Source organism: Stenotrophomonas terrae, assembly GCF_039674165.1.
Classification (GTDB): domain Bacteria; phylum Pseudomonadota; class Gammaproteobacteria; order Xanthomonadales; family Xanthomonadaceae; genus Stenotrophomonas; species Stenotrophomonas terrae_A.
Genome location: NZ_JBDJMY010000053.1, coordinates 1 through 19,902, shown reverse-complemented (window position 1 = coordinate 19,902; position 19,902 = coordinate 1). Strand labels below are relative to the sequence as shown.

Below are 19,902 nucleotides of genomic sequence, written 5' to 3'. Positions count from 1 at the left end.
CCGAGATGAAGATCGCCATGGACAAACTTGTTGCGGGCAGCATCGCGGCGCTGGTTGCCGGGGTTCTGCTGGTGGCCGGATTCAGCATGGACCGTAGCGCGCAGGCGGCACCGGTTGCGCAGCGCGTGCCGGCCCCGACCGGCGCAGCCGATCTGCATCAGGCCGGCGTCAAACAGGCGCGGGTGGTGTTTGCCGGCGGCTGCTTCTGGGGCGTGCAGGGCGTGTTCCAGCACATCAAGGGCGTGGACAACGCGGTTTCCGGCTACATCGGTGGCAGCGCTGCCGATGCCAGCTATACGCGTGTCAGTGGCGGCGGCACCGGCCATGCCGAGGCGGTGCAGGTGTCCTACGATCCGTCGCAGGTCAGCTACGGGCAGTTGCTGCAGGTGTTCTTCTCGGTGGTGCACGACCCCACCCAGCTCAATCGCCAGGGCCCGGACCACGGCAGCCAGTACCGCTCGGCCATCTATGCCGATGACGCCGCGCAGCGCGATGCAGCCCGTGCGTATATCGCGCAGCTGCAGCGCAGTGCGGTGTTTGCCGCACCGTTGGTCACCCAGGTCGAAGGCGGCAAGGCCTTCCATGCGGCCGAGGGCTACCACCAGAACTACCTGACGCTGCATCCCGAGTCGGCCTACATCCGCGTCAATGACCTGCCCAAGGTCGCCGGTTTGAAGCAGCAGTACCCGGCCCTGTATCGCGCGCAGCCGCGACTGGTGATGCGCTTGTCGGCGCGCTGACGCCGGCCATGAACGCAACGGGCCGCCGGTCATGCAACCGGCGGCCCGCTCGTTTCACGCGTATGGCAGGGCGATCAGGTCAGCCCTTCGGCCTTCATTGCTGCCTGCACCGCCGGGTCGGCCTGCATGCGCTGCTCGAAGCGGTCCAGCGCGTCCATGCCGGCCAGGTCGATCTTCAGGCCGCGGGCCCAGCGCAGGGTCACGAAGGTGTAGGCATCGGCGATGGAGGCGCGCGGCGTGCCGCCGAGCCAGTCAACCTGGGCCAGGCGGTCGTTGAGGCGCTGGTACAGGCCCTTGAGCTTGCTGCGGGCATTGTCCTGGGTACGGGCGATGACAGCTTCGTCTTCCAGGTACTTGGTCGCGCCGAAGATAGGGAAGTAGGTCGGGTGCAGGTCGGCATTGACGAAGGACAACCAGCGGTTGACCTCGGCGCGGGTACGCGCGTCGCTGCCGCCGTCCAGGCCAGCGGCGGGTGCCTTGTCGCAGATGTAATGCAGGATGGCGGCGTTCTGGGTCAGTACCCAGCCATCGTCTTCCAGCACCGGCACGGCGCCGGCCGGGTTCATCTTCAGGTATTCGGGCGACTTCATCGTGGCGTGGTCCACGATCTGCACTTCGAACGGCAGGCCCGACCAGATCAGGGCGATATGGTCGGCCAGCGAACAGGCACCGGGCTTGCTGTAGAGCTTCATCAGGGGCTACCTCGGGGTGTTGAGACCCCGACATTATCGCCACAAGCGTGTTGCACAGTGTGCACGCAGGTAGCAGACAGCTGGCGCCCCGCTGACGCGGCTTCAGTGCGCTCAGGAAGCGCGTGGCTTCAGCGACTGCACCTTATAGAAGGTATGTCCGCCGATGATGGCCACCTGGTAGGCATTGCGCCAGCTCGGGCTGGCGATGGCGTGGGCGGCGAAATGGCTGGCGCCGGGCACGATCTCCTTGCGCTGGCCATTGGGCAGGGCCCAGTTGCGCTCGGCGGCAAAGGCCACGTCGACAGCTTCGGCCCAGGCATCGTTGTTGCGCAGCTGGGTGCCGGGGGCAACCAGGGTCGGGGCGAACTGCTTGCGGGCAGTGACCACCTGGCACATCGAGTCACCCCACAGGCCGCTGTCCAGCCGCCGCAGGGCGACTTCGGCCACGGCCTGCTGGCCGCGAAGGGTCTGGTCGCGGGCTTCCAGGTATACGGTCGTGCTCAGGCACAACGAATCGGCTGCAGGTTGCGGCAACATCTGCGACAACCAAAGAATCCAAGCCAGTTTCATAAATCTCCTTGCTCCGTTTGGGCCGCAGCCGACCTGCCTCCCTCAAGGGAGCCGGACAACACTGCGACTTGGCGTTATGGGGAGGCGGCCGTGGCATCGGGGCCGCCCCGTGGGCAGCCCCAATAGATTGTGGGAGGGCTGCGCCTTGCTCACCAGAACTGGTGGGTGAGCGGAAGTTGGCGCAAGTTAGGGGGCGAACCCCAAACTCATCCTGAACGGCGATTGTTGACATTCAGGTTTGTTGCTGGGGTCCTTTTTGCCACGGGTCCGCGCATTCAGCTTTTTCAGGGCACACCGGCGAGGCGATTCGAGGTCGCGTTGATCAAGACCTGGGTGTCGAAATATTGCGAGATTCATCACGCTTTTTGCGAGTTGCAGCCAATGCGAGCGCATTGCCGCCGGCCGCATCGCTTGTCATTTCTCCGGCTGCAATGCCGGCAAGGTTTTGCCGACCATCGGTAGCCCGGGTAAGCGCAGCGCACCCGGGATTGCATGGTGGTCTCTCAGCTGACACGTTGGCCGATCATCCCGGGTGCGCTGCGCTTACCCGGGCTACGTTGTTGTCCTCTGGTTTTTCGCTTGCGGTTGCTTGCTCAAAGAGCAGCAGCGACCCGGCTGCCCTGGTCGATCGCACGCTTGGCGTCCAGCTCGGCGGCGACATCGGCACCGCCGATGATGTGCACGCTGCGACCGGCGGCCTGCAGTGCATCGGCCAGTTGGCGGCGCGGAGTCTGGCCGGCGCAGACCACCACCGTGCCCACGTCGAGCAGCTGCTCCTGGCCGTCGATGCGGATGCGCAGGCCGGCGTCGTCCACACCGAGGTATTCCACGCCGCCGAGCATCTTCACGCCCTTGGCCTTGAGTGTGGCGCGGTGGATCCAGCCGGTGGTCTTGCCCAGCTTTGCGCCCGGCTTGCCGGGGCTGCGCTGCAGCAGCCAGACCTTGCGGGCGGGCGCTTCGGGCTGCGGCTTGGCCAGCGCGCCTCGGCTTTCAAAACTGGCATCCACGCCCCATTCGGCCATCCAGCGGGCGGGGTCCAGCGCAGGCGAGGGGCCTTCGTGCACCAGGAACTCGCCGACATCGAAGCCAATGCCGCCAGCGCCGATGATGGCCACCTTGTCGGCGGCCTTTACCCGTCCCAGCAACACGTCGAGATAGCTGACCACCATCGGGTGATCGGCACCGGCGAAGCTGACCTTGCGCGGGCTGATGCCGGTGGCCACCACCACTTCGTCGAAATCGGCCAGCGTGTTCACATCCGCTGGCGTGTCCAGGCGCACGTTGACCCCGGTTTCGGCCAGCTTGTGGCGGAAATAGCGCAGGGTTTCGTGGAACTCCTCCTTGCCGGGGATGCGCTTGGCCACGTTGAACTGGCCGCCGATTTCCGAGGCTGCATCAAACAGGGTGACCTGGTGGCCGCGCTCGGCCGCCACCGTGGCGCAGGCCAGGCCGGCCGGGCCGGCACCCACCACGGCGACGCGTTTGGCGGCGGTGGTGGGCTGATAGACCAGTTCGGTCTCGTGCGCGGCGCGCGGGTTGACCAGGCAGCTGGCGCGCTTCTGCTGGAACACATGGTCCAGGCAGGCCTGGTTGCAGGCGATGCAGGTATTGATCGCCTCGGGCTTGCCGGCCTTGGCCTTGGCCGGCCACTGCGGGTCGGCCAGCAGTGGTCGGGCCAGCGACACCATATCGGCGCCGCCACCGGCGAGGATGCCTTCGGCGACATCGGGCATGTTGATGCGGTTGGTGGCAATCAGCGGAATGCCGACATGCGGCTTGAGCTTGGCGGTGACGCCGGCAAAGGCGGCGCGCGGCACCGAGGTGGCGATGGTGGGAATGCGCGCCTCGTGCCAGCCGATACCGGAGTTGATCAGAGTCGCGCCGGCCGCTTCGATGGCCTGGGCCTGCTGCACGATTTCCTGCCAGTTGCTGCCGTCCTCGACCAGGTCCACCAGCGACAGCCGGTAGATGATGATGAAGTCCGGGCCACAGGCCTCGCGGATACGGCGCACGATTTCCACCGCAAAGCGCATGCGCTTGGCCGCGTCGCCGCCCCAGGCATCGTTGCGGCCATTGGTGCGCGGGGCGATGAATTCATTGATCAGATAGCCTTCCGAGCCCATCACCTCGACGCCGTCGTAGCCGGCATCCCGCGCATATCTGGCGGCGCGGGCGTAATCGGCGATATGCCGTTCGACGCCGCCGGCCGACAACGCGCGCGGGGTGAACGGGTTGATCGGCGCCTTGCGCTTGGACGGGGCCACCTGCAGCGGGTGGTAGCCGTAGCGGCCGGCGTGCAGCAGCTGCAGGCAGATCTTGGCGCCGTGGGAATGCACGGCGGCGGTCACCGGCCGGTGGCGGCTGACTTCCCAAGGCCAGGACAGCTTGCTGCCGAACGGGGCCAGCCAGCCGACCACGTTGGGCGCAAAGCCGCCGGTGACCAGCAGGGCCGCGCCGCCTGCCGCGCGCTCACCGAAGTAGGCGGCCAGCTTGGGGAAGTCGCGGGCATGGTCCTCAAGCCCGGTATGCATCGAGCCCATCAGGATGCGGTTGCGCAGCTGGGTGTAGCCCAGATCCAGCGGGGCGAACAGATGCGGGTAGGCGGTGTCGGTGGCTGGCGTCATGCTGGATACGCTTGCGTATGGAATGGCCCATTCTGACTGGCAATCGGGCTGGCCTCAATCCTTGCCCTGGCGGCCATGTCACGGCGGTGCAGCATTTGCTTCACGGCGTCATTACAATGCGCCTCCGCCGCCCGGCAACGGATTGTCTGTCGTGGGATACCCATGTCTGTAACCCCCCCCAATACGCTTCCTGTAAATCGCACAGCGCGCCTGTTGCCACGGCTGTGGCTGCTGGTGGCCGGCATGGCCATTCTGGGCGGGCTGGCCCGTCTGTTCCTGTGGTGGGACTACGCGGGCGCCGATCGTGGCCTGGCGCTGTTGTGGCCGGCGCTGGGGCGCGGGTTGCGTTATGACCTGGTCGCCGGCGCGATCGGCGCCAGCCTGGTGGGCTTGCTGATGGTGCCGGTATGGCTCAGCGGCCGGCGTGAATTGGCGATAAGGCTGGCGCAATGGCTGTCGTTGGCGCTGCTGATGCTGTTCGCCGTGCTTTCGGTCTGCGAACACTTCTATTACGGGTTCTACAAGACCCGCTTCGATCCCATCGTGTTCGGCATGTTCGAGGACGATACCGGCGCGATTCTGCAGACGGTATGGGACGACTACCCGGTTGTCTGGGGTGTGCTGGGTCTGCTGCTGGTGGGCGGCGCGCTGCGTTGGCTGATCCTGCGCGCAGGTGGCTGGCTGGCGTTGCATTGGCCGCGCGCTTCCGGGGCCTGGGGGCGGGCGTTGTTGCTGGTGCTGCAATGCGTGCTGCTGCTGTTGCTGGCGCGCGGCAGTGTCGGCAGTTTTCCGTTGATCCGCCGTGATGTGACCGTCTCGGCCGATCCCTTCGTCAATGCGCTGGTGCTGAATGCGCCGCTGACGCTGTACCGCGCCGCGCGCACCCGCGCCAACGAGACCGAGATCAGCGACGATCCCACGGTGGGGTTGAAGCGGCTGGGGTTTGCCGATCTTGCCGATGCCGCCAAGGCCGCCGGGCTGGGTTCGGCCGATCCGCAGCACATCGAGGCGGCGTTGTTCGCGCAGGCAGCGGGGCAGCCGCGCGCGCTGGCACAGTCACCGCACGTGGTGCTGGGCTTGCTGGAGTCATTCGGGCAGGACCTGCTGTACACCGATGGCCCAGGCAACGACATGCTGGGCCGCCTGCGTGGCGAATTGCCGACCGGGCAGCGGTTCGAGAATTTCATCGCAGGCCAGAACGGTACCCATCCGACTCTGGAGAACCTGCTGCTGGGTACGCCCATCACGCCGCTCACGCGGGGTCGCAATGCGCGGCTGGGGTTTGATACCGCCGCGGCGCTGCCGTTCCAGCGGGCCGGTTACCGCACCGTGTTCGTCTACGGCGGTGGCAGCGATTGGCGCGATATCGGCACCGCGCTGACCCATCAGGGTTTTGACCGGGTCTATGACGCGCGCGATATCAAACATCGGTTTGCCCAGGCCCACGGTACCGAGTGGGGGTTGTATGACGGCTGGCTGTTCCAGTTTGCGCAGGACCTGCTGGTCCAGGCCGATGCCCGTGGCGAACGTCTGTTCCTGGTACTGCTGACCACCAGCAATCATCCGCCGCATACGCTGGACACGCCACGCCGCGAGTACCCGCTGGATCCCGCTGCGCTGGGACCGCGCGCGCTGGCTGATCCCAAGCAATTGCGCATGATGTTGGCCACCTATCAATACCAGGCCGATGAACTGGGCGGCTTCCTGCAGCAGCTGCGCGAGCAGCCGTTGGGCGAGCGCACCATCGTGGCATTGGCAGGCGATCATAATCTGCGCTCGCATTACCGCTATGACCTGCCGGCCGAGCAGGTGGATGTGGATCGTGTGTTTGCCTGGATGCGGGTGCCAACGGCTTATGTGCCCAGCGGCAGCACCCCGGATACCACGGCCTTCGCCGGCCATGCGGACCTGGTGCCAACGCTGGTGGAACTGGCCTTGCCGGGGCAGCGTTACTTCGCCACCGGCCGCAACCTGTGGCAGCCCGCGCCCGATGGCGGCCAGGCCTTGGCCCAGTTTGATCGCATGTATACGCGCGCGGGCCTGTTGCTGCCCCTGGACAAGCCGCAACTGCACCGCTGGCGCGATCCGCGCCATCTGCAGGTGGAGGGCGTCGCGCCCGATGCGGGCAGTGCGGCGCAGGCACGGCAGGCCGCTGCCTGGGTCGCGCTGCGCGATTGGCACATCCGGCAACAGGTATTGCGCCTGCGCGGCTGACCCGCGCAGGCCGCTGCGGCGGTCAGTTCAGTTGCCGGGCGTGGCCACCACCGCCCGCCGCTGCCGATCGAACAAAGGCAGGGTGATACCGCACAACGGCCCGATCAACAGCGCAAAGGCCAGCGTGCCCCAGCCGACATTGCCGCCCAGCGACCAGCCCACCGCCAGTGCGCTGGCTTCGATCAGGCTGCGTACCTTCCATATCGGCCAGCCGGTACGGGCGTGCAGGCCGGTCATCAGGCCGTCGCGTGGGCCCGGCCCAAAGCGCGCGCCGATATACAGCCCGGTGGCGATGGCAAGCAGCAGCAAACCGGCTGCAAACAACAGCAACTGCCATTGCAGGCCGTGCGCGGCCGGCAGCAGGTTCAGCCCGAGCTGGGCGCTGGGGCCGATCAGCAGCACGTTGAGCACGGTGCCCAGCCCGGGTTTCTGGCGCAGCGGCAGCCACATCAACAGCACGCAGACCCCCACGATATTGGTGACCAGGCCAAAGCCCCAGCCGCTGCGCAGGGCGATGCCCTGGCTCAACACATCCCAGGGCGCGATGCCGATGCCGGCACGGATCATCAGCGCGGAGGCGATACCAAACAGGAACAGCCCCAGCAGCAACTGCAGCAGGCGTGAGACAAGATTCAAGGGCGGCATGTGGGTCTGATCGAGGTTGCGGGGCGTGACAACGGAAAGCTGCGCCGTGGCCACAAGGCACGACGGCGCAGGCGAGGCGGGCGTGGCCTCAGTCCCAGCCTTCCAGGGCCAGTTTGCCGATGCTGCGGCCGGCTTCCAGCTGGCGATGGGCCTGGCGCAGGTTGGCGGCATTGATGGTGCCCAGGCGCTGGCTCAGGGTGGTGCGCAGTTCACCGGCGTCGATCAGGCTGGCCGCACGGGTCAGGATGCGGTGCTGCTCGATCATGTCGGCGGTGCGGAAGCGGGCGCGGGTAAACATGAATTCCCAATGGATGCCGATGCATTTGGCTTTATAGGGATCACCGATGCGCAGCTCGCCGGCCGGTTCCACGATCAGCCCGACATGGCCCTGCGGCGCCAGCAGCTCGCCCAGCTGTTGCCAGTACAGGTCGGTATTGGCCAGGTTGAGCGCCGCATCCACGGTGTGGATGTCCAGCGCCTGCAGCTGTGCCGCCAGCGGCTGGCGGTGGTCGATGACATGGCTGGCGCCCATCTGCAGGCACCACTGCGCGCTCTCCGGGCGCGAGGCGGTTGCCACCACGGTGAAGCCGGCATGTTGCCCAAGCTGGATGGCCATCGAGCCCACGCCGCCGGCGCCGCCGATCACCAGCAGGGTTTTGCCGACATGGCGGCGCCCGTCCAGTTGAAAGGGCATGCGCTGGAACAGTAGCTCCCAGGCGGTGAGTGTGGTCAGCGGCAAGGCCGCGGCTTCGGCGAAGTCCAGCGTGGTCGGCTTGCGCCCGACCAGGCGCTCGTCCACCAGCTGCAACTGCGCGTTGCAGCCCGGGCGGGTCACATCGCCGGCGTAATAAACCTCATCACCCACCTCGAAGGCGGTGACCTGCGGGCCGACCGCGACCACCGTGCCTGCCGCATCAAACCCCAATACCCGCGGTGGGTTTTCTTCGCCAGGTTTAGGGCCGCGCAGTTTGGTGTCCACAGGATTAATGGAAACAGCCTGAATCTGAACCAGCAGATCCTGTCCTTGCGGTGGCGCCGGCGCGGGCAGGTCCAGATCAAGCAGCGCGTCGGCTTCATCGATCGGAAGATAGCGGGTCAGGCCGATTGCTTTCATGCGGAAAAGTTCCGTAACGGGGGAGCAAAATCATCATACCCAGCAAACGGTTCAGCTGGCGCTAACCGGCGGTGCAAGCCCCGTTTATTAAGGGTTTGTCATATAAAACCAGCTGCATTGCAGCAATTTACCCGGAAGCCTTGCGACAGCTCACTCTTGCGTCCTTTGACCAAGCTGTATACGTTGCGCCAAGCCGGACACGTAGAGGTCTGGTGGTCGCGTCATTTGTTATAAGGCTGTTAACATCGTCTTCACGGCCAAGCGCATAATGTGCACCGCGATGGCGTGAGGAAACGGCCGTCTCTGAACGCGACGAAGATTATCGCTGTGCTGGACCATGCCTCTACCGGTTTCATACCCCCGAAACAAGGAGCTGTATTTCATGAACAAGAAGATCCTTACTGCCGCGCTGCTGGGTGGTCTGGCTTTTGCCCAGGCCGCTTCGGCTCAGGAATTTGACGACCGCTGGTACCTGACCGGTTCGGCCGGCTTCAACTTCCAGGACGGCGACCGTGGCACCAACGACGCTCCGTTCGCCACGCTGGGTCTGGGCAAGTTCATCAGCCCGAACTGGTCGCTGGACGGTGAACTGAACTATCAGAACCCGAACTTCGACGACAACCAGGATCAGAACTGGTCGCAGTACGGCGTTTCGCTGGACCTGCGTCGCCACTTCATCCAGGAAGGCCGTGGCTGGAACCCGTACCTGCTCGCAGGCCTGGGCTACCAGAAGTCGGAAGAAGAGTACCTGTCCGGCGCTGAGCTGAAGGACCGCAAGGACGGCAACCTGGCCGCCAAGGTCGGCGTGGGTCTGCAGACCACGTTCGAAAAGCGCGTCGCCGTGCGTGCTGAACTTGCTTACCGCGCTGACTTCGACGACCAGAGCATTGCTCCGCGCGCCAATGGCGGCAAGGAACAGGATTGGTTCGGCGACGTGCTGGCTTCGGTCGGTGTCGTGATTCCGCTGGGCCCGGCTCCGATGGCTGCTGTTGCTCCGGCACCGGCTCCGGTTGCTCCGAGCTGCGCAGACCTGGATGACGACGGTGACGGCGTCAACAACTGCGACGACAAGTGCCCGACCTCGCAGCCTGGCCAGACCATTGGTCCGGACGGTTGCCCGGTGCCGGTCTCGATCGATCTGAAGGGTGTCAACTTCGATTTCGACAAGGCCACCCTGCGTTCGGACGCCGTGTCGATCCTGAGCGAAGCCACCGAGATCCTGAAGCGTTACCCGGATCTGCGCGTTGAAGTTGCCGGTCACACCGATTCGAAGGGTACCGACGCTTACAACCAGAAGCTGTCCGAGCGTCGCGCCAAGGCTGTGTACGACTACCTGACCACCAATGGTGTGTCGGCGTCGCGCCTGCAGGGCCCGATCGGCTACGGCGAGAGCCGTCCGATTGCTCCGAACACCAATGCTGATGGTTCGGACAACCCGGAAGGTCGCGCAAAGAACCGTCGTACCGAGCTGAACGTCCAGAACTAATCGGACGCGTTGGTTCAAGTACTTCGTTTCAGAACAAGGCCCGGCATCTGCCGGGCCTTGTTTTTTTTTGTGCCTGCAGCTTTTCCAGTGCCGAATTTGTGTGACGCCGGCATGCAATCGCAGCTTGCGCGCATATAACGGTTGAAAGCATTGCGGGTGCTGCCTACACTCGCCGCGTTAACTTGTCGAATGGAAATCCAATGCTGCGTATCGCTCTGGCTGGTCTTGTCGCCCTGGCATCTGTGCCTGCCGCCCAGGCAGCCGTGGATTGTTCGGCCACTGCGGTAACGCCTGCGCCGCTGGCGACCTCGCTGATTGCTCCGGTGGCTTCGGAGCTGTATGTGCGCCCCGGTCAGCTGGGCATGCCGTCGGGCGTATTGAGCTCGCCCGGTGGTGATGAGCAGTCGCTGGACCGCGTGTTGATGCGTCTGCGCGTGGAAAGCTGCAACAACGTCGCCAGCGCCATCCCGGCGCGCCCGGCAATCAACGCCAACGATCCGGCGGCCTACAAGCCGCAGACCGAGTTCGACAACACGCCGTGGCGTTTTGACATGAGCCAGAACGGCAAGCGCATGACCGCCGAAGAATTTGATGCCTGGATGAAGGCGCGTGGCGTGCGCGTGGTCAAGGCACGTCCGGTCGCGACCGATCCGGCCGCCGCACCCGCTGCCGCGCAGCCGGCGACCGAGGTCAAGTAAGGCGGCACTGGCCGCTCGCAACCGCAATGGCGTCGTCCAAGCCTCCGCGTCACCCGCACGCCCGCCGCGCAACGCCCGGCGGGCGTTTGCTTTCGCGCGCGCCCGGCAACGCCGCACGTGCTGCCAAGGCGGCGCCGGCAGGGCAGCGGCATGGTCTGGCGCGGGTGCTGTCCAAGGCGGGTGTGTGTTCGCGCACAGAGGCTGCGCGGCGGGTACTTGATGGTCGCGTCAGTGTCGATGGCAGGGTGGTGCGTGACCCGGAGTTTCCGGTGGTCGCTGGCCGTCAGAAGGTATTGCTGGACGGGCAACCGCTGACAGCAGCCAAGCGCCTGTACCTGGCCTTGAACAAGCCGCGTGGTCTGCTGACCACGGTGCAGGACGAGCAGGGCCGCGATACCGTCTATCAGTGCTTTGAAGGTGCCGGCTTGCCGTGGATGGCGCCGGTCGGCCGCCTGGACAAGGCCAGCGAAGGCCTGCTGTTCTTCAGCAACGATCCGGAATGGGCAGCGCGGCTTACCGAACCCAGTACCGGTCCCTTGAAAACCTATCGGGTACAGGTGGATGCTGTGCCCGATGCGGCGCTGCTGGAACGCATGCACGCAGGCATTGAGGATGAGGGTGAGCACCTGGCTGCGCATTCGGTGCAGTTGCTGCGCCATGGCGGGCGCACCGCGTGGCTGGAGGTGGTGTTGGATGAAGGCCGCAACCGGCATATCCGGCGTCTGCTGAAGGCGCTGGGCCTGGAGGTGCTGCGCTTGATGCGGGTAGCCATCGGGCCGGTGCCCTTGGGCGAACTGGGCAAGGGCCAATGGCGTGAATTGAGCGAGGACGAGCTGAATGCGCTGCAGGCTGCCAGCAAAGCTGTGCATGCCAGTGAGCGTGACTAAGTTCAATTAATTCAGGTAAATAGCTGTACTTGCTCAGATGGTGCATTAGACTGCGAGTCTAATTACTTGAGGTTACTGCCATGCAAGCTCTTACCCGCGTCTCTGGCATCGTTCTCATGGCGGCTTCGGTGGTGGTGTTGGCTGGCTGTGCTTCCTCGGGCAAAAAGACGGCGAAGAACGACGACAAGCCGATCGAAGTGCGGGTGGAAACGGCGGTTGCCGACAAGGACGCGCTGGGCAATTACCGTTTCATGATGCAGCAGGGCGATCAGAAGATGAGCGCCGATCAGTTTGATGCGTGGATGAAGGCCAACGGCATCCGCGTGGCCAAGGGCGCCGCAGCGCCGGCACCAGCCAAGAAGAACTGAGAGCAGCACGTTGTTGTAGGAGCGGCGTAAGCCGCGAAGCTGGCAATCTCGAAATCACAGGTATGCCTTCGATCGGATCGGCCGCTTGCTTCGCGGCTTACGCCGCTCCTACACGATGCGATCCACCGGCAATGCACCGGTCGGTCGTACAAAACAGAACAGGCGCCTTTCGGCGCCTGTTCTGCATTCAAACCCGGGCCAATCCTCAGCCCTTGATCACACCCAGTTCCAGGCCAATGCGGGTGAAGGCATCGATCGCGCGGTCCAGGTGCGCGCGGCTGTGGGCGGCGCTGATCTGGGTGCGGATGCGGGCCTGGCCCTTGGGCACGACCGGGAAGAAGAAGCCGATCGCATAGATGCCTTCTTCCAGCAGGCGCTGGGCGAACTTCTGCGCCAGCGGTGCGTCGTACAGCATCACCGGGCTGATCGGGTGCACGCCAGGCTTCACGTCGAAACCGGCCGCGGTCATCTTCTCGCGGAAGTAGGCGGTGTTCTCGCGCAGCGTTTCGCGCAGGTCATCGGCCGCGGCCAGCATCTCGAACGCCTTGATGCCGGCAGCCACCACGTGCGGCGGCAGCGAGTTGGAGAACAGGTAGGGGCGCGAACGCTGACGCAGCAGTTCCACCACCTCGGCGCTGGCGCAGGTGAAGCCGCCCAGTGCGCCGCCCATGGCCTTGCCCAGGGTGCCGGTGATGATGTCGATCTTGTCCAGCGCGCCCTTCACTTCGGCCGAACCACGGCCAGTCGCACCGAGGAAGCCCGTGGCGTGGCATTCGTCGATGTGCACCAGGGCGTTGTACTTCTTGGCCAATGCGGTGATTTCATCGAGCGGGGCGATGAAGCCGTCCATCGAGAACACGCCGTCGGTGGTGATCAGCTTGGTCCTGCAGCCGGCGGCATCGGCAGCCTGCAGCTGCGCTTCCAGGTCGGCCATGTCGCAGTTGGCGTAGCGGAAACGCTTGGCCTTGCACAGGCGCACGCCGTCGATGATGGAGGCATGGTTCAGCGCATCGGAAATGATGGCGTCGTTCTCGCCCAGCAGCGGCTCGAACAGGCCGCCATTGGCATCGAAGCAGGCCGCATACAGGATGGTGTCGTCCTTGCCGAAGAACTCGGCAATCTGCTTTTCCAGCTGCTTGTGCAGGTCCTGGGTGCCGCAGATGAAACGCACCGAGGCCATGCCGAAGCCATGGCTGTCCAGCGCGTCCTTGGCCGCCTGGATCAGGTCCGGGTGGTCGGCCAGGCCCAGGTAGTTGTTGGCACAGAAATTCAGCACGGTGCGGCCGTCGTCCAGGGTGATCTCGGCCGACTGCGGGCTGGTGATGATGCGTTCGGACTTGAACAGCCCCTGCGCGCGGATGGCGTCCAGTTCCTCGGCGTAGTGCCGGGTCAGCGGGGAGGTGTTCGCGGTTTCGGTCATGGCAGGGTCTTGCGGTCAAGTGGAACGCCAATTTTAGCCTTCCGCGTGTCCTGGCGCTGTCTTCATGCGCAAAGGCTATAAGCGCCACGGTCTAAGTCATTTCTCGGTAATGGGTGTGCACCCGCAGCATCGACTGCACACCCACCCACCAGGAGATACCGATGACCCATGCACGCCCCCCATTCACCCTGCCGACCAGGAAGCTGTTGTCCCTCAGCCTGGCCCTGGCGGGGTGTGGGGCGGGGTCATCGGCACAGGCACAGCAGCTCACCGTCGAGCAGTTGCAGGAGCGTCTGCAGCGGCTGGAACGGCTTGCCGGCGTCAGCGATGGCACAACCGAAGGCGTGGGCCTGGCCGATCTGGACCAGCGCCTGCGCATCCTCGAGCGTCGGCTTGAGCTGGCAGAAGAAGAGCGCGTTGCCGCCGCCAAGAGCGCACCGAAGATTGCCATCGACCAGAAGGGCGCATCGTTCAAATCCGGCGACGGCAATTACGAGCTGAAGCTGCGCGGCCTGCTGCAGGGCGATGCGCGGGTGTTCATCGGTGGCGATGCCAACCAGAACGACACCTTCCTGCTGCGCACCGCACGGCCAACGCTGGAAGGCTCGCTCGGCAAGCTGGTGGCCTACCGCTTCACCCCGGAATTTGCCGGTGACAGTGCCAGCATCGTCGATGCCTACGCCGATCTGCGCTTCGATCCGGCTTATACGGTGCGGGTGGGCAAGTTCACCTCGCCGGTCGGTCTGGAACGCCTGCAGTCATCGTCGGCCCTGGTTGATGTGGAGCGCGCATTGGCCAGCGAACTGGCACCCAACCGCGACCTCGGCGTGCAGTTGCAGGGCGAAGTGGCCAAGGGCAGGTTCAGTTATGCGCTGGGCGTGTTCAACGGCACCGTCGATGGCCGCGATGCGGTCACCAGCAATCCGGATGATGACTTTGAATATGCCGGCCGCGTTTTCTTCGAGCCGCTCAAGGGCAGTGACAGTGCGTGGGCCGGGCTGGGTTTCGGTCTGGGTGCCAGCACTGGCGAAAAGCACGGCAGCGGCAACAACTTCCTGCCGCGTTATCGCACGCCGGGCCAGGCCACCTTCTTTGCCTATCGCAGCGCGGTGGCAGCCGATGGGGAGCACCGCCGCTGGTCACCGCAGGGTTGGTTCTACCGCAATGGCCTGGGCCTGCAGGCCGAGTACATCGCCTCGCAGCAGGAAGTGGCGCGCAATGGCATCCGCAAGCAGCTGGACAACCGTGCCTGGCAGGCCACCGCCAGCTATGTGCTGACGGGTGAGGATGCCAGCTTCCGCGGTGTCACCCCGTCGCATCCATTTGGAATCAATGGCGGGCACGGCGCGGTGGAACTGACCGCGCGTTATGGCGAGCTGGAGATCGACGATGCCGCGTTCCCGTTCTATGCCGATCCCACGGTGTCGGCGTCCAAGGCGCGTTCTTGGACGCTGGGTGCCAACTGGTACCTGACCGCCAACCTCAAGCTGGCGACCAACTACCTGCAGACCCGTTTTGATGCGGCTTCCGCTGGCGCGAAGTTGCCCGATGAAAAAGCTGTTTTCTCGCGCCTGCAAGTTTCCTTCTGACGGAGAGCCCTGATGACGCAGTCTTTCGTTTCACGCCTTGCCAGCGCAGCGCTGGCCTTCACCCTCACCTTGACCGCCGGCGCCGCGTTCGCCCGCGACGTGCAGCTGCTCAATGTGTCTTATGACCCCACCCGCGAGCTGTACCGCGATTTCAACGCGGCCTTTGCCAAGCACTGGAAGGAAACCAAGGGCGACAACGTCACTATCGAAACCTCGCACGGCGGCTCCGGCAAGCAGGCGCGTGCGGTGATCGATGGCATCGAGGCCGACGTGGCGACGCTGGCCCTGGCCTATGACGTGGACGCCATCGCCGACAAGGCCAAGCTGCTGCCGGCCAACTGGGAGAGCCGTCTGCCTGACAACAGTGCGCCGTACACCTCGACCATCGTGTTCCTGGTGCGCAAGGGCAACCCCAAGGGCATCCGCGACTGGCCGGACCTGCTGCGCAGCGGTGTATCGGTGGTGACGCCGAACCCGAAGACCTCCGGTGGCGCACGCTGGAACTATCTCGCCGCGTGGGCCTATGCCGATCACATCTTCAAGGGTGACCGCGACAAGATCCTGAACTACATGCGCGCGCTGTTCCGCAACGTGCCGGTGCTCGATACCGGCGCGCGTGGCGCCACCACCACCTTTGTCCAGCGCGGCATCGGTGATGTGCTGTTGGCCTGGGAAAACGAAGCCTTCCTTGCCCAGGAAGAACTGGGCCCGGACAAGTTCGAGATCGTGGTGCCGAGGCTGTCGATCCTGGCCGAACCATCGGTGGCGCTGCTGGACCGCAACGTCGACCGCCACGGCACCCGCGATGTCGCCCAGGCCTACCTGCAATACCTGTACTCGCCGGAAGGCCAGCGCATCGCCGCGCGCCATTACTACCGCCCGCGTTCACCGCAATACGCCGCGCCGGCCGACGTTGCCCGCTTCCCGCAGGTTGAGCTGGTCACCATTCGTAGTGCCTTTGGTTCGTGGGCGCGCGCGCAGTCCGAGCACTTCGCCGATGGCGGCGTCTTCGATCAGATCCAGGCGAGCAAGTAGGCCGTGTCAGCAAGCGCACAAACACTGCAAGCACGTGTGCGACGCCAACGCCGGGTACTGCCCGGCTTTGGTCTTGGCATGGGCATCACCTTGTTCTGGTTGGGGCTGATCGTCCTGATTCCCTTGTTGGGCGTGTTCCTCAAGGCCGCGGGACTGGGCTTGGGCGGGATCTGGCAGATATGGACCGAGCCTCGCGTGCTGGCCGCATTGCGCCTGAGCTTCGGCACCGCGTTTGCGGCGGCTGCGTTCAATACGGTGATGGGGACCTGGGTGGCGTGGGTGTTCGTGCGCTACAACTTCCCCGGCCGGCGCCTGTTCGATGCGATGATCGACCTGCCGTTTGCGCTGCCGACCGCAGTGGCCGGCATCGCCTTGACGGCTTTGTATGGCGGCCAAGGCTGGATCGGCCAGTGGCTGGAGCCGCTGGGCATAAAAGTGGCTTACACGCCGCTGGGCATCGTGGTGGCGCTGGTGTTTGTCGGCCTGCCGTTCGTGGTGCGGATCGTGCAGCCGGTATTGGCCGAGGCCGAGCGTGAGTTCGAGGAGGCCTCGGCCACGCTCGGCGCCACCCGTTTCCAGACCATCGTGCGGGTGGTGCTGCCCAGCCTGTGGCCGGCGATGCTGACCGGTTTTGCCTTGGCATTCGCACGTGGCGTGGGCGAGTACGGCTCGGTGATTTTCATCGCCGGCAACATGCCCAGCGTCACCGAGATTGCGCCCTTGCTGATCACCATCCGTCTGGAGGAATTTGATTACGCCGGGGCAACCGCGATTGCCGGGGCGATGTTGCTGCTGTCGTTCGTGGTGCTGCTGCTGGTCAACAGCCTGCAAGCCTGGCTGCAACGCAGGGGCGCACGATGAACGAGCTGTTGTCGGAGTTGCCGGTGGCCATTGATCGCAACGAACGCGCCTCCCGGTTGCAACAGGTCACCAGCGAGCCGCGCTGGGTGCAGGTGCTGCTGATTCTGGGCGCACTTGGTTTCCTGTTGTCGTTCCTGCTGCTGCCGCTGCTGCTGGTGTTTGCCGAAGCCCTGCGCGGTGGTTTGCAGGCGTTCTGGGTGGCGATCAGCGACCCGGATGCCTTGTCCGCGATCCGCCTGACCTTGCTGGTGACGGCGGTTGTGGTGCCGTTGAATCTGATCTTCGGCGTGGCCGCCGCGTGGGTGGTCAGCAAGCACAATTTCCCCGGCAAACGCTGGCTGGTGACCCTGATCGACCTGCCGTTCTCGGTCTCGCCGGTGGTGGCGGGCCTGGTCTTCATTCTGTTGTTCGGTCGAGATGGCTGGTTCTGGCCGGTGATCGAGGACGGGCTGCGCCTGCACCTGCCGGTGCTGGGCGAAACCCTGCTGCAGCTGCCGCGCATCGTGTTCGCCATTCCCGGCATCGTCTTGGCAACGGTATTCGTCACCTTCCCGTTCATCGCGCGTGAGCTGATGCCGTTGATGGAACAGCAGGGCAGTGATGAAGAACTGGCTGCGCTGACCTTGGGCGCCAATGCCTGGCAGATGTTCTGGAAGGTCACCCTGCCGAACATCCGTTGGGGCCTGTTGTACGGCGTGCTGTTGTGCAGCGCGCGCGCCATGGGCGAGTTCGGCGCGGTCTCGGTGGTGTCCGGGCATATCCGTGGCCGCACCAATACGCTGCCGCTGCACGTTGAAATTCTCTACAACGAATACGCCTATAGCGCCGCGTTTGCCTGTGCATCGCTGTTGGCCGTCACTGCCTTGCTGACGCTGGTGGTGAAATCTTTCCTGGAGTGGCGCCACGGTCAGTCGCTGGCCGCCGCGCATCGCCATTGAGGTCGCAATGAACATACGCATACACAACCTGGGTAAACAGTACGGCGCATTCCCTGCACTGGATGGCGTCAGCCTTGATGTCCGCAGTGGTGAGCTGCTTGCGCTGCTTGGCCCGTCGGGCTCGGGCAAGACCACCTTGCTGCGCGCCATCGCCGGCCTGGAACACCCCGAGCGTGGGCAGATCCTGTTCGATGGCGAGGACGCCACCGGGCTGAGCGTGCAGGCGCGCCGCGCCGGTTTCGTGTTCCAGCATTACGCGTTGTTCAAGCACCTGGATGTGCGCGGCAATATCGCCTTCGGGCTGGAAGTCCGCCGTGGTGCCGAGCGTTGGTCGAAGTCGCGTATAAACGCCAAGGTCGATGAACTGCTGGCGCTGGTGCAGCTTGATGGGCTGGGTGGTCGCTATCCGGCGCAGCTGTCCGGTGGCCAGCGGCAACGCGTGGCGCTGGCCCGCGCGCTGGCGATCGAACCGCGTGTGCTGCTGCTGGACGAGCCCTTCGGCGCGCTGGACGCGCAGGTGCGACGCGACCTGCGCCGTTGGCTGCGTGAGCTGCATGACCGCACCGGTCTGACCACGGTGTTCGTCACCCACGATCAGGAAGAGGCGCTGGAGCTGGCCGACCGCGTGGCCATCCTCAATCGCGGCCGCATAGAGCAGGTGGGGACGCCGGGCGAGGTCTACGACCAGCCGGCCTCGCCCTTTGTCTACGGCTTTGTCGGCGAGGCCAACCGGTTGCCGGCGCGGGCGCAGGGGCAGGTGCTGGAAGTGGCGGGGGCGCAGTGGCCGCGTAACGTCGCAGTGCCGGAAGGGCAGGCGCTGGAGGTGTTCGTGCGCCCGGAGGACCTGGTGGTCGACGCCGACGGCGACTGGCAGGCCACGGTTGGGCTGGTGCAGCGCAGTGGCCCGCGCCAGCGGCTGCGGGCCCGGCTTGCCGGCGCAGCCAGCGACCTGGAAGTGGAATTGCCGGCTGGCGCGCCGGCGTATTCGCCGGGCCAGTCGATACGGCTCGGAGCCCGTCGTTACGGGGTGTTTCCGGCGGCGGCGGGGTAAAGCAGGCGGGCAGGGGGTAGCGATGATTGTTGCATCGCAATATCATTCCAGTTAAGAATTTGTTATCGGCCCTGTACAGGCGTCGGTCACCCCCCCACTACTGGAGAGATCTGCATGATGCACAGCAAGCGTCTTGTCGCCGTGGCCTGCGCCGCCCTGTTGTCCGTTTCCTTCGCCGCCAATGCCCAGGACAGCGAGGAGTCGACCTCCCCGTTCAGCGCCAGCTTCGGTGTGACCACCGACTACGTGTTCCGTGGTGTCTCGCAGACCGACAACGGCCCGGCATTCCAGGCCGGTGCCAACTACACCGCACCGTTCGGCCTGTATGCCGGCGTGTGGGGTTCCAACGTCGATTTCGGCGACGGTGGCCCGAACTTCGAAGTCGATTACACCATCGGCTGGAACAAGGACCTGACCGACAGCTGGAACCTGGACCTGGGTGTGAACCGTTACACCTACGAAGGTGCCTCCAGCGGCTACGGTGACATCGACTACAACGAATACCTGGCCAAGGTGACCTGGACCGGCCCGCTGACCGTCAGCGGCCTGCTGGGTTACGCCAACGACTACAGCAACACCGGTGCCAAGCAGACCTACAGCGCGCTGGAAGCCAGCTATGACATCGGCGAGACCGGTTTCTCGATCGGTGCATCGGCCGGTTACACCACCATCAAGGAAAAGGCCAACGAGTGGCCGCGCCGTGCTGATTACTACGACGGCTCGGTGTCGGTGTCCAAGACCTTTGGTCCGGCTACCGCCACCCTGGGTTACTACGACACCTTTGGTTCGGATGCGTCCGAGCTGCGTCGCGAGTCCGACACCTACAAGCCGGGCGTCGTGTTCACCGTGTCGGTGGACGTGCCCTGATCCACGCGTGATCGATGCAACGGAAAAAGGCGCCGAAAGGCGCCGTTTTCTGTAGTGGGGGGCCAAGGGGGGGCGGGGGGGGTTGGGGGATGGACGGTTGGGG

At 65.0% G+C, this 19,902-nt stretch carries 18 protein-coding genes; 12 read left to right on the top strand and 6 right to left on the bottom strand.

What is annotated here, in order from left to right; all coding sequences use genetic code 11:
• Positions 1 to 5 precede the first annotated feature (5 nt).
• The gene (msrA, locus tag ABE493_RS17150) at positions 6 to 740 is read left to right on the top strand and encodes a peptide-methionine (S)-S-oxide reductase MsrA (protein ID WP_346500187.1); all 735 of its coding nucleotides are present in this window, start codon (positions 6 to 8) and stop codon (positions 738 to 740) included.
• 74 nt (positions 741 to 814) lie between these two features.
• On the opposite strand, the gene ABE493_RS17145 is transcribed toward msrA, so the two are convergent.
• From ABE493_RS17145 to ABE493_RS17135, 3 genes are all read right to left on the bottom strand, one after another.
• Positions 815 to 1,432 carry a glutathione S-transferase family protein gene (locus ABE493_RS17145; RefSeq protein ID WP_346500185.1) on the bottom strand — a complete coding sequence of 206 codons (618 nt, stop codon included), beginning with the start codon at positions 1,430 to 1,432 and terminating at the stop codon, positions 815 to 817.
• Positions 1,433 to 1,543: 111 nt separating this feature from the next.
• Complete coding sequence (locus ABE493_RS17140; protein ID WP_346500183.1) at positions 1,544 to 2,002, bottom strand: cell wall hydrolase; 459 nt, start codon at positions 2,000 to 2,002, stop codon at positions 1,544 to 1,546.
• Between the two features lie 593 nt (positions 2,003 to 2,595).
• Entirely contained in the window at positions 2,596 to 4,626 is a 2,031-nt protein-coding gene (locus tag ABE493_RS17135) for an NADPH-dependent 2,4-dienoyl-CoA reductase (protein ID WP_346500181.1), read from the bottom strand.
• A 162-nt stretch (positions 4,627 to 4,788) separates the two neighbouring features.
• On the opposite strand from ABE493_RS17135, the gene ABE493_RS17130 reads away from it, so the two are divergent.
• On the top strand, positions 4,789 to 6,840 hold the full coding sequence (locus ABE493_RS17130; protein ID WP_346500179.1) for an LTA synthase family protein: 2,052 nt from the start codon (positions 4,789 to 4,791) through the stop codon (positions 6,838 to 6,840).
• A gap of 27 nt (positions 6,841 to 6,867) precedes the next feature.
• Here ABE493_RS17130 and ABE493_RS17125 read toward each other — a convergent pair whose 3' ends face one another.
• Together ABE493_RS17125 and ABE493_RS17120 are read right to left on the bottom strand one after the other, a co-directional pair.
• Complete coding sequence (locus ABE493_RS17125; RefSeq protein ID WP_346500177.1) at positions 6,868 to 7,485, bottom strand: YczE/YyaS/YitT family protein; 618 nt, start codon at positions 7,483 to 7,485, stop codon at positions 6,868 to 6,870.
• A gap of 88 nt (positions 7,486 to 7,573) precedes the next feature.
• Complete coding sequence (locus ABE493_RS17120; RefSeq protein ID WP_346500175.1) at positions 7,574 to 8,599, bottom strand: zinc-binding alcohol dehydrogenase family protein; 1,026 nt, start codon at positions 8,597 to 8,599, stop codon at positions 7,574 to 7,576.
• Between the two features lie 382 nt (positions 8,600 to 8,981).
• On the opposite strand from ABE493_RS17120, the gene ABE493_RS17115 reads away from it, so the two are divergent.
• From ABE493_RS17115 to ABE493_RS17100, 4 genes are all read left to right on the top strand, one after another.
• On the top strand, positions 8,982 to 10,085 hold the full coding sequence (locus tag ABE493_RS17115; protein WP_346500173.1) for an OmpA family protein: 1,104 nt from the start codon (positions 8,982 to 8,984) through the stop codon (positions 10,083 to 10,085).
• Between the two features lie 200 nt (positions 10,086 to 10,285).
• Positions 10,286 to 10,783: a hypothetical protein gene (locus tag ABE493_RS17110; RefSeq protein WP_346500171.1), complete on the top strand. Its 498-nt coding sequence runs from the start codon at positions 10,286 to 10,288 to the stop codon at positions 10,781 to 10,783.
• Between the two features lie 26 nt (positions 10,784 to 10,809).
• Complete coding sequence (locus ABE493_RS17105; protein ID WP_346500169.1) at positions 10,810 to 11,670, top strand: pseudouridine synthase; 861 nt, start codon at positions 10,810 to 10,812, stop codon at positions 11,668 to 11,670.
• Positions 11,671 to 11,750: 80 nt separating this feature from the next.
• On the top strand, positions 11,751 to 12,038 hold the full coding sequence (locus tag ABE493_RS17100) for a hypothetical protein (protein WP_346500167.1): 288 nt from the start codon (positions 11,751 to 11,753) through the stop codon (positions 12,036 to 12,038).
• Positions 12,039 to 12,243: 205 nt separating this feature from the next.
• On the opposite strand, the gene kbl is transcribed toward ABE493_RS17100, so the two are convergent.
• Complete coding sequence (gene kbl, locus ABE493_RS17095; protein WP_346500165.1) at positions 12,244 to 13,458, bottom strand: glycine C-acetyltransferase; 1,215 nt, start codon at positions 13,456 to 13,458, stop codon at positions 12,244 to 12,246.
• A gap of 161 nt (positions 13,459 to 13,619) precedes the next feature.
• Here kbl and ABE493_RS17090 point away from each other — a divergent pair, with 161 nt between their 5' ends.
• The 6 genes from ABE493_RS17090 to ABE493_RS17065 all read left to right on the top strand — a co-directional run bounded on the left by ABE493_RS17090 (position 13,620) and on the right by ABE493_RS17065 (position 19,799).
• Complete coding sequence (locus ABE493_RS17090; protein ID WP_346500163.1) at positions 13,620 to 15,047, top strand: OprO/OprP family phosphate-selective porin; 1,428 nt, start codon at positions 13,620 to 13,622, stop codon at positions 15,045 to 15,047.
• Between the two features lie 12 nt (positions 15,048 to 15,059).
• The gene (locus ABE493_RS17085; RefSeq protein WP_346500160.1) at positions 15,060 to 16,082 is read left to right on the top strand and encodes a sulfate ABC transporter substrate-binding protein; all 1,023 of its coding nucleotides are present in this window, start codon (positions 15,060 to 15,062) and stop codon (positions 16,080 to 16,082) included.
• A gap of 36 nt (positions 16,083 to 16,118) precedes the next feature.
• Positions 16,119 to 16,943 (top strand): sulfate ABC transporter permease subunit CysT, encoded by an 825-nt coding sequence (cysT, locus tag ABE493_RS17080; RefSeq protein ID WP_430980809.1) that lies wholly within the window; start codon positions 16,119 to 16,121, stop codon positions 16,941 to 16,943.
• Complete coding sequence (gene cysW, locus ABE493_RS17075) at positions 16,940 to 17,881, top strand: sulfate ABC transporter permease subunit CysW (protein ID WP_346500156.1); 942 nt, start codon at positions 16,940 to 16,942, stop codon at positions 17,879 to 17,881. The genes cysT and cysW overlap by 4 nt, the downstream gene beginning before the upstream one ends.
• A 7-nt stretch (positions 17,882 to 17,888) precedes the next feature.
• Positions 17,889 to 18,932 (top strand): sulfate/molybdate ABC transporter ATP-binding protein, encoded by a 1,044-nt coding sequence (locus ABE493_RS17070; protein WP_346500154.1) that lies wholly within the window; start codon positions 17,889 to 17,891, stop codon positions 18,930 to 18,932.
• Between the two features lie 114 nt (positions 18,933 to 19,046).
• Entirely contained in the window at positions 19,047 to 19,799 is a 753-nt protein-coding gene (locus tag ABE493_RS17065) for a TorF family putative porin (RefSeq protein WP_346500152.1), read from the top strand.
• Positions 19,800 to 19,902: the final 103 nt, after the last annotated feature.